The 8,094-nt window shown below is 72.8% G+C and carries 10 protein-coding genes; 8 read left to right on the top strand and 2 right to left on the bottom strand.

What is annotated here, in order from left to right:
• Window positions 1–159: 159 nt before the first annotated feature.
• Window positions 160–792, top strand: a complete 633-nt coding sequence (locus ACR9ZG_RS16820) for a DUF6264 family protein (protein WP_481285996.1) — start codon at window positions 160–162, stop codon at window positions 790–792.
• Window positions 793–865: 73 nt separating this feature from the next.
• Here the strand turns inward: ACR9ZG_RS16820 and ACR9ZG_RS16815 are convergent, their stop codons facing one another.
• Complete coding sequence (locus tag ACR9ZG_RS16815; protein ID WP_481285995.1) at window positions 866–1,738, bottom strand: SDR family oxidoreductase; 873 nt, start codon at window positions 1,736–1,738, stop codon at window positions 866–868.
• Between the two features lie 92 nt (window positions 1,739–1,830).
• Here ACR9ZG_RS16815 and ACR9ZG_RS16810 point away from each other — a divergent pair, with 92 nt between their 5' ends.
• Window positions 1,831–2,220 (top strand): winged helix-turn-helix transcriptional regulator, encoded by a 390-nt coding sequence (locus ACR9ZG_RS16810; RefSeq protein WP_481285994.1) that lies wholly within the window; start codon window positions 1,831–1,833, stop codon window positions 2,218–2,220.
• Between the two features lie 73 nt (window positions 2,221–2,293).
• Window positions 2,294–2,728: a Rho termination factor N-terminal domain-containing protein gene (locus tag ACR9ZG_RS16805; protein ID WP_481285993.1), complete on the top strand. Its 435-nt coding sequence runs from the start codon at window positions 2,294–2,296 to the stop codon at window positions 2,726–2,728.
• 12 nt (window positions 2,729–2,740) lie between these two features.
• Here ACR9ZG_RS16805 and ACR9ZG_RS16800 read toward each other — a convergent pair whose 3' ends face one another.
• Entirely contained in the window at window positions 2,741–3,796 is a 1,056-nt protein-coding gene (locus ACR9ZG_RS16800) for a 4-hydroxy-3-methylbut-2-enyl diphosphate reductase (RefSeq protein WP_481285998.1), read from the bottom strand.
• Between the two features lie 73 nt (window positions 3,797–3,869).
• On the opposite strand from ACR9ZG_RS16800, the gene xseA reads away from it, so the two are divergent.
• From xseA to ACR9ZG_RS16775, 5 genes are all read left to right on the top strand, one after another.
• Window positions 3,870–5,159 carry an exodeoxyribonuclease VII large subunit gene (gene xseA / locus ACR9ZG_RS16795; RefSeq protein WP_481285992.1) on the top strand — a complete coding sequence of 430 codons (1,290 nt, stop codon included), beginning with the start codon at window positions 3,870–3,872 and terminating at the stop codon, window positions 5,157–5,159.
• Between the two features lie 10 nt (window positions 5,160–5,169).
• A complete protein-coding gene (locus ACR9ZG_RS16790) occupies window positions 5,170–5,442 on the top strand; it encodes an exodeoxyribonuclease VII small subunit (protein WP_481285991.1) in 273 nt (90 codons plus the stop codon).
• Window positions 5,443–5,452: 10 nt separating this feature from the next.
• Entirely contained in the window at window positions 5,453–6,109 is a 657-nt protein-coding gene (locus tag ACR9ZG_RS16785; protein WP_481285990.1) for a DUF4245 domain-containing protein, read from the top strand.
• On the top strand, window positions 6,109–6,777 hold the full coding sequence (locus ACR9ZG_RS16780) for a carbonic anhydrase (protein ID WP_481285989.1): 669 nt from the start codon (window positions 6,109–6,111) through the stop codon (window positions 6,775–6,777). The genes ACR9ZG_RS16785 and ACR9ZG_RS16780 overlap by 1 nt, the downstream gene beginning before the upstream one ends.
• A gap of 80 nt (window positions 6,778–6,857) precedes the next feature.
• Window positions 6,858–8,094 (top strand): class II fumarate hydratase (locus ACR9ZG_RS16775; protein ID WP_481285997.1); only part of this gene is annotated, 1,237 nt, incomplete at its 3' end.

Below are 8,094 nucleotides of genomic sequence, written 5' to 3'. Positions count from 1 at the left end.
CCCCCCGGGGGGGGGGGCGGGGGCCGCGGGCGGGGGGGCGCCCGCGGGGGGGGCCCCCCCCCCCCCCGGCGGCCCCCCGCCCCCCCCCCCCAAAAACCCCCCCGGCGGGGGCGCCCCCCCCCGCCCCCCCCCCCGCGCACCATCGAGGAGGCGGCCGGGATGGCCGAGCAGCACCCGCAGCCGGACGAGCGGCCGCGGCCGAAGTACGGCGAACTGGCGCCGCCCGGCTGGAGCTGGACGCCACCGGCGGACGCCGACCGGCTCGACACCTCCCGGACCAGTCCGGCGGCGTCGGGGGCCGAGGAGGCCGCGCCCGGCGAGCCCGGGCCGCACACCGGCGCGCCGACGCACGGGTACGCCGCCCCGCCCCCGGCGCCCCACGGGGTGCTGGAGCCGCGCCCGGCGGCCCGCTGGGACCTGGCCCTGACGGTCCTGCTGATCGTCTTCGGCTTCTTCGGGCTGTCGTACTCGATCGGCATCCTGCAGGCGTTCCCCGCCTACCTGCAGCTGCTGCACAGCTCGCAGGGACTCGGCGACTACACCCCGGAGCCGGTCGTCGGCACCATCGTCACGATCGGCACGATCACGATGGCGGGCCTGTGGGCCGTGTCGACCGGTCTCGCCGTCTGGCTGCTGGTCCGCAAGCGCGTGGCGTTCTACATCCCGCTGATCACGGGCGTGATCGCGTTCATCGCGCTCATCGTCTTCGCGAGCCTGATGGTCTCCACCGATCCCGCCCTGCTCGACGTGTACGGCGGCTTCACGCCGGCGCCCGCGCCGAGCTCCTCCTGATCTGCGGAGGGCTCGGCGGGGCGGCGTCCGTCGACGGCGTCCGTAGACGGGGTACGTGGACGGGGTGCCGCGGTCAGGCGGCGGCGTCGTCCTCCCGCGCCGCGGCCAGTCCCTCCGCCAGCGGCGTGGTCGGGCGGCCGATGAGCTCGCGCAGCGTCGGCGTCGCCTCCCCGAGCAGCCCGTCGCGGATGTTCCCGTCGAGCGCGACGACGAATCCGACCGTGCCGTCATCGAGCCCGGCGCCGCTCAGGATGCTCGCGTGCTCCTCCGGCGAGACCGAGCGGTAGACGACCTCCCGGCCCACCAGCGAGCCGATCGTCGCGGCCAGGTCGTCGAAGCTCCAGGCCACGTCGCCGCTCAGCTCGTAGACCGCACCGTCGTGACCCGGCTGCGTGAGCACGACGGCCGCCGCCTCCGCGTAGTCCGCGCGGGAGGCGCTGGCGACCCGCCCCTCCCCCGCGCTGCCCACGAGCTCGCCGGTGGCGGCCGCGGTGTCGAGCTGGCTCACGTAGTTCTCGGTGTACCAGTTGTTGCGGAGGATCGTGACCGGGAGTCCGGAGGCGGCGAGCAGCCGCTCGGTCTCGGCGTGCTCGGGCGCCAGCACCAGCGCCGAGTCGGTGGCCCGCGGCGCGCTCGTGTAGACCAGGCGGGAGACGCCGGCGGCCTTCGCGGCCTCGATCGCGTTCGCGTGCTGGGCCACGCGCCTCCCGACCTCGGATCCGGAGACCAGCAGGGCTGCGTCCACGCCGTCGAAGGCCGGTGCGAGGGTCTCCGGGCGGTCGAAGTCGATGACGACGGTGTCGACGCCCTGGGCGGCCAGCGGGGTGAGCCGCTCGGCGGACCGGCCGGCGGCCCGGATCTGCGAGGCGGGAACGCCGCGCTCGAGCAGCGCGTCGATGACGAGGCGGCCGAGGTGGCCGGTGGCTCCGGTGACGAGGATGGTCATGGGTGTTCCTTTCGGTCGGACGAGAGGAGGAACCGGCTCTCCGCACAGAAACTTCCCGTCCGCGGGTACCCACTTTTCGGTAAGTTACTGACGTGGACATCAGAAACGCGTCACCGAGCGGCTACGGCTTCACCGACGGGGTGCTCCCGTCCGCGTGCCCGAGCCGGATCGTGCTCAATCACGTCACGAGCACGTGGGGCGTGCTCGTGCTCGTCGCGCTGTCGCAGAGCGACCACCGCTGGGGCGAGCTGCGGCGCACGGTGCAGGGCATCAGCGAGAAGATGCTCGCGCAGACCCTCAAGACCCTAGAGCGCGACGGCTTCGTGCTCCGCACGGCGCAACCCACCATCCCGCCGCGCGTGGACTACAGCCTCACCGCCCGAGGCCGGGAGCTGACGGAGCACCTCCTGCCCCTCATGTCGTGGATCGCCGACAACGCCGACGAGATCGTCGAGGACGCCGCGCCCGGCCCGGCCGCGTAGCCCCGACGTCTTGCCGAACGGCGCCGCGGGTGGGAACGTCGGTGTCGCGTCATCCCGAGACGGAAGGGACAGCATGGCCAAGCGGAAGAAGCTCGAGAAGGCGGCCAAGAAGGCCTACAAGCGTGCCGAGAAGGCCGTCGAGGAGGCCGTCGCGGCCGCCGAGAAGGTCGACAAGAAGGCCAGGAAGAAGGCCGAGGCCCTGCGGAAGCGGCTGAGCGAGGCCCCTCCCGCCGCGGGCGCGCCGCAGCCGAAGCAGCCCGCCCCGCAGGAGGACGTCTCGGAAGGCGGCCCCTCCGGCATCGACCTCACTCCCCCGCTGCCGAACGTCGAGGACCCGACGGCCGATACCGCCGCCGAGTTCGCCGGCTCGGCGGCCACGACCGCGCCGCACGACCCCGCACTCGACCGGATGACCGCGCAGGCCCTGCGCGACGTGGCGCGGGCACGCGGCCTCGCGAACGTCTCGCGGCTGTCCAGGGCGCAGCTGATCGAGCGCCTCAGCGAGTAGGCCGGCCCGGTCTCAGCGCGTCGCGCCGCCGCGCCCGCCGAGCGCGCGCGCGTCCTGCTTGCCCGAGATGTCCTTGCGCAGCTCCTTCGGCAGCGAGAACATGAGGTCCTCCTCGGCCGTCTTGACCTCCTGCACGTCGCCGTAGCCGGCCGCGGAGAGCTCGTCGAGCACCTCCTGCACCAGCACCTCGGGCACCGACGCGCCGCTGGTGACGCCGACGGAGGCCACACCGTCAAGCCACTCCTGACGGATCTCGGAGGCGTAGTCGACGCGGTACGCGGCCTTGGCGCCGTACTCGAGCGCGACCTCCACGAGGCGCACCGAGTTGGAGGAGTTGGCCGAGCCGACCACGATCACGAGCTCGGCCTGCTCGGCGACCTTCTTGATCGCGACCTGGCGGTTCTGCGTGGCGTAGCAGATGTCGTCGCTCGGCGGGTCCTGGAGGTTCGGGAAGCGCTCGCGGAGGCGGCGTACGGTCTCCATCGTCTCGTCGACCGACAGGGTGGTCTGCGAGAGCCACACGACCTTGTCCGGGTCGCGCACCTCGACGGTGTCGGCGTCGTCGGGGCCGTTGACGAGGGTCACGTGGTCCGGGGCCTCGCCCGCGGTGCCCTCGACCTCCTCGTGGCCGGCGTGGCCGATGAGCAGGATCTCGAAGTCGTCGCGCGCGAACCGCACGGCTTCGCGGTGCACCTTGGTCACCAGGGGGCAGGTCGCGTCGATCGCGTGCAGCCCGCGGTCCGCCGCGCCCTGCACGACCGCCGGCGAGACGCCGTGCGCCGAGAAGACGACGTGCGCACCCTGCGGCACCTCGTCGACCTCGTCGACGAAGATCGCACCCTGCTTCTCGAGCTCGGACACGACGTGCACGTTGTGCACGATCTGCTTGCGCACGTAGACGGGCGAGCCGTAGTGCTCCAGCGCCTTCTCGACGGCGATCACCGCGCGGTCGACACCCGCGCAGTAGCCGCGGGGCGCCGCGAGCAGCACCCTCTTCTGTCCGACGACCGGGTTATCCTGAAGCCGGCCGCGCACACCGGGCGCCCGGCGCACGGGGATCCGGGGCATCGGAAGGCTGATGGTTGCGTCGCTCACCCCTCGATCGTACGTGAGCGCGCTGAACGACGGATGGGAGGACGCGGTGACCGAGACCACGAGCGCGCCCGCGTTCACCGCCGGCCCGCCGACGCTCGACGCGCCCTGGCCGGTCGCGCTGCTCGCGTCCAAGATCAAGGGCTGGATCGACCGGCTCGGCACGGCGTGGGTCGAGGGCGAGATCACGCAGTGGGGCATCTCGGGCGGCAACGTCTACGGCAAGCTGAAGGATCTCAACGAGGACGCCACCATCAGCTTCACCATCTGGTCGTCGGTGAAGGCGCGCATCCCCGCCGACCTCAAGCAGGGCGACCGCGTGATCGCCGCCGTCAAGCCGAACTACTGGCTCAAGGGCGGCACCCTCACGATGCAGGTCTCCGACATGCGGCACGTCGGCCTCGGCGACCTGCTGGAGCGGCTGGAGCGGCTGCGCGCCCAGCTCGCGGCGGAGGGGCTGTTCGCGCTCGAGCGCAAGAAGCGCCTCCCCTTCCTCCCGCACACCATCGGGCTCGTCACCGGCAAGGACTCGGATGCCGAGAAGGACGTGCTGCGCAACGCCCAGCTGCGCTGGCCCGCTGTGCGCTTCCGCGTCGTGCACGCCGCCGTGCAGGGTGACCGGACCGTGCCGGAGGTGACGGCCGCGATCCGCCGGCTCGACGCCGACCCCGAGGTGGAGGTCATCATCGTCGCGCGCGGCGGCGGCGACTTCCAGAACCTGCTCGGGTTCAGCGACGAGCGCCTCGTGCGGGCGGCGGCGGCATCCCTCACCCCGATCGTCTCGGCCATCGGCCACGAGGCCGACCGGCCGCTGCTCGACGAGGTGGCCGACCTCCGCGCCTCCACCCCGACGGACGCCGCCAAGCGCGTCGTCCCCGACGTCGCCGAGGAGCTCGCCCGGGTGCAGCAGGCCAGGGCGCGGATCGGCATGCGCGTGACGCACATGATCTCGCACGAGATCGACCGCATCGGGCACCTGCGCACCCGGCCGGTGCTCGCCTCCTCGTCGTGGATCATCGACTCGCGCGCGCAGGAGCTGACCCGCTACGTCGCGCGTGGCGCCGAGCTGATGGAGCGGTGCGTCGACCGCGAGACCACGCGCGTCGCCGAGCTGCGCGGCCAGCTGCGCGCGCTCTCGCCGCAGGCGACGCTCGACCGCGGCTACGCGATCGTGCAGAACGACGGCGGGCACGTCGTCTCCTCCCCCGCGGAGGCACCGGCCGGCGCCGAGCTGCGGGTCACGGTCTCCGGCGGCGCGTTCGCGGCCACGGCCGGCGAGGCGCTGCCCTCGCCCGCCCACAACGAGGCCGGCTCGGCCACCCCCCGGCGGGGGAAATAGAATGGACGGCATGGCGACACCCGAGACGAGCTCCGGCTCCGATCCCCTCAGCTCCCTCGGCTACGAGGAGGCGCGCGACGAGCTCGTCCGCGTCGTCACCGCGCTGGAGCAGGGGCAGGCCACCCTCGAGGAGTCGATCGCCCTCTGGGAGCGCGGCGAGGCCCTCGCCCGCCACTGCGAGGAATGGCTGATCGGCGCGAAGGCGCGGCTCGACGCTGCGCGCGCCGGGGCGGGCGCCACCGCCGCCGCGACCGCGACGGCCGGAGCCGCTGACACCGAATGAGTCCTCGCGCATGAGCCCCCGCACCAAGCCCCCCGCCGTCGTCGCCGAGCTCGGCCGTCCGGAGACCCCGGAGGAGACCGCCGCCCGCAAGGCGCAGAACTCCGCGAACCACCGCAACCGGCAGACCGTCAACAACCTCGTGTTCTCGCTCCTCGCGACGCTCGCGCTCGTCGTCGTGATCGTGCTCGCCGTGCCGCGCGGCAATCCCACCGCCGACGCCCCCGCCGTGGACTACACGACGATCGCCCAGGAGGCGCAGGGCAGCGAGCCCGACCCGCTGCTGGTGCCGAAGCTGCCGGCCGGCTGGAAGGCCAACAGCGCCGAGCTGCGCACCAAGACGGCCGACAAGGTGGACTACTGGTACATCGGGCTGCTGACGCCGAAGGGCGAGTACATCGGCATCACCCAGGGCTTCTCCGCCAACGAGAGCTGGGTCGCCGAGCAGGTGAACCGCAGCATGATCAAGGGCACCCGCGACATCGCCGACGTCACCTGGGACGTCTACGACAACCGCACCTCCAGCTCCGACAGCGGCAACGTCGCCTACGCGCTGTCGACGGAGGCCGGCCGCAGCTCCGTCATCGTCTTCGGCACCGCCGACGACGCCGAGTTCGACACCGTCGCCGCCGCCCTGGCGGGGCAGATCACACAACTGGGAGGACAGTGATGCCGACGACCCGACCCGGTCGCATCTGGAACGCCATGTTGGCGGGCAACGAGCGCTTCATCGCCGGAACGCCCGAGCACCCGCACCAGGACGTCGAGCGACGCGAGTCCGTCGCCGCCGGACAGGCGCCGGTCGCCGCGATCTTCGGCTGCGCCGACTCGCGCCTCGCGGCCGAGATCATCTTCGACATGGGCCTCGGCGACGCCTTCGTCGTCCGCAACGCCGGCCAGGTCATCTCGGACTCGGTGCTCGGGTCGCTGGAGTACGCGGTGGCCGTCCTCAACGTGCCGCTGATCCTCGTGCTCGGTCACGACGCCTGCGGCGCGGTCGCCTCGGCCATCGCCTCCCAGGCGGAGGACGCCGAGCCGCTGCCGCCGCACATCGCGAACCTCATCGCGCCGATCGTCCCCGCCGTGCACCGCGTGACGCGGACCGCGGAGGGCGAGCACATCGACCCGGCCGCCGTGGACGCCGGCGAGGTCGGGCGCGAGCACCTGCGCGACACCGTCGGCGAGCTGCTGGCGCGGTCAGAGGTGATCAGCGCCGCCGTGGCCGCGAACACGCTCGCGATCGTCGGAGCGAACTACCGGCTCCAGGAAGGTCGGGTCGTCCCCGACATCGTCGTCGGAATGGCCGAACCGGCCGCCGACCCAACGCCCGCGCGCTGACCGGCGCACGAGCCCAGAAAGGAAGACACACCGTGGTGGACACCCAGGCGGACGCCGAGTACCGCATCGAGCACGACACGATGGGCGAGGTGCGGGTCCCCGCCGCCGCGCTCTACAGCGCGCAGACGCAGCGGGCCGTCGAGAACTTCCCGATCTCCGGGTCGGTGCTGGAGCCGGCCCAGATCGCGGCGCTCGCCCGCATCAAGAAGTCGGCCGCCCTCGCGAACGCGCGGCTCGGCGTGCTCGACGCCGACATCGCTGAGGCCATCGCGGCCGCCGCCGACGAGGTCGTCTCGGGCGCGCACAACGCCGAGTTCCCGATCGACGTCTACCAGACCGGCTCCGGCACCTCCTCGAACATGAACATGAACGAGGTGCTGGCGACCCTCGCCTCCCGGCGCCTCGGCAAGCCCGTGCACCCGAACGACCACGTCAACGCGTCGCAGTCGTCGAACGACGTGTTCCCGACCTCCGTGCACATCGCGGTGACCGGTGCGCTCATCGACGACCTCATCCCCGCGCTCGACCACCTGGCCGTCGCGCTGGAGGAGAAGGCGGAGCTGTGGGCGACCGCCGTCAAGAGCGGCCGCACCCACCTGATGGACGCGACCCCGGTCACCCTCGGCCAGGAGTTCGGCGGCTACGCGGCGCAGATCCGGTACGGCATCGAGCGCGTGCAGGGCTCGCTGCACCGCGTCGCCGAGGTCCCGCTGGGCGGCACCGCGGTCGGCACCGGGATCAACACCCCGATCGGCTTCCCGCAGCTGGTGATCGAGCTGCTCACGCAGGAGACCGAGCTGCCGATCACGGAGGCCCGCAACCACTTCGAGGCGCAGGCCAACCGCGACGCGCTGGTGGAGGCCTCCGGCGCCCTCCGCACGATCGCCGTCAGCCTGACCAAGATCTGCAACGACCTGCGCTGGATGGGCTCCGGCCCGAACACCGGCCTCGGCGAGCTGCACATCCCCGACCTGCAGCCCGGATCCTCGATCATGCCCGGCAAGGTCAACCCGGTCATCCCGGAGGCCGTGCTCATGGTCGCGAGCCGCGTGATCGGCAACGACGCGACCGTGGCGTGGAGCGGAGCGTCGGGCCTGTTCGAGCTGAACGTCGCCATCCCGGTCATGGGCACCGCGCTGCTGGAGTCGATCCGCCTGCTCACCCAGGCGTCGCGCGTGCTCGCCGACAAGACCATCACGGGCCTGGAGGCCAACCTCGACCGCGCCCGCGCGTTCGCCGAGTCGAGCCCGTCGATCGTGACGCCGCTCAACCGCGTGATCGGCTACGAGGCCGCCGCCAAGGTCGCCAAGCACTCGG

The organism is Leifsonia sp. KNZ12-8B (assembly GCF_056755495.1).
This window is presented reverse-complemented; position numbering and strand designations above follow the sequence as displayed.

Excerpts from the sequence above, each read along its gene's own strand:
- ACR9ZG_RS16815 (WP_481285995.1), bottom strand. The coding sequence starts at position 1,738 with ATGACCATCCTCGTCACCGGAGCCACCGGCCACCTCGGCCGCCTCGTC.
- ACR9ZG_RS16805 (WP_481285993.1), top strand. The coding sequence starts at position 2,294 with ATGGCCAAGCGGAAGAAGCTCGAGAAGGCGGCCAAGAAGGCCTACAAG.
- ACR9ZG_RS16785 (WP_481285990.1), top strand. The coding sequence starts at position 5,453 with ATGAGCCCCCGCACCAAGCCCCCCGCCGTCGTCGCCGAGCTCGGCCGT.
- ACR9ZG_RS16820 (WP_481285996.1), top strand. The coding sequence starts at position 160 with ATGGCCGAGCAGCACCCGCAGCCGGACGAGCGGCCGCGGCCGAAGTAC.
- ACR9ZG_RS16800 (WP_481285998.1), bottom strand. The coding sequence starts at position 3,796 with ATGCCCCGGATCCCCGTGCGCCGGGCGCCCGGTGTGCGCGGCCGGCTT.
- ACR9ZG_RS16780 (WP_481285989.1), top strand. The coding sequence starts at position 6,109 with ATGCCGACGACCCGACCCGGTCGCATCTGGAACGCCATGTTGGCGGGC.
- ACR9ZG_RS16790 (WP_481285991.1), top strand. The coding sequence starts at position 5,170 with ATGGCGACACCCGAGACGAGCTCCGGCTCCGATCCCCTCAGCTCCCTC.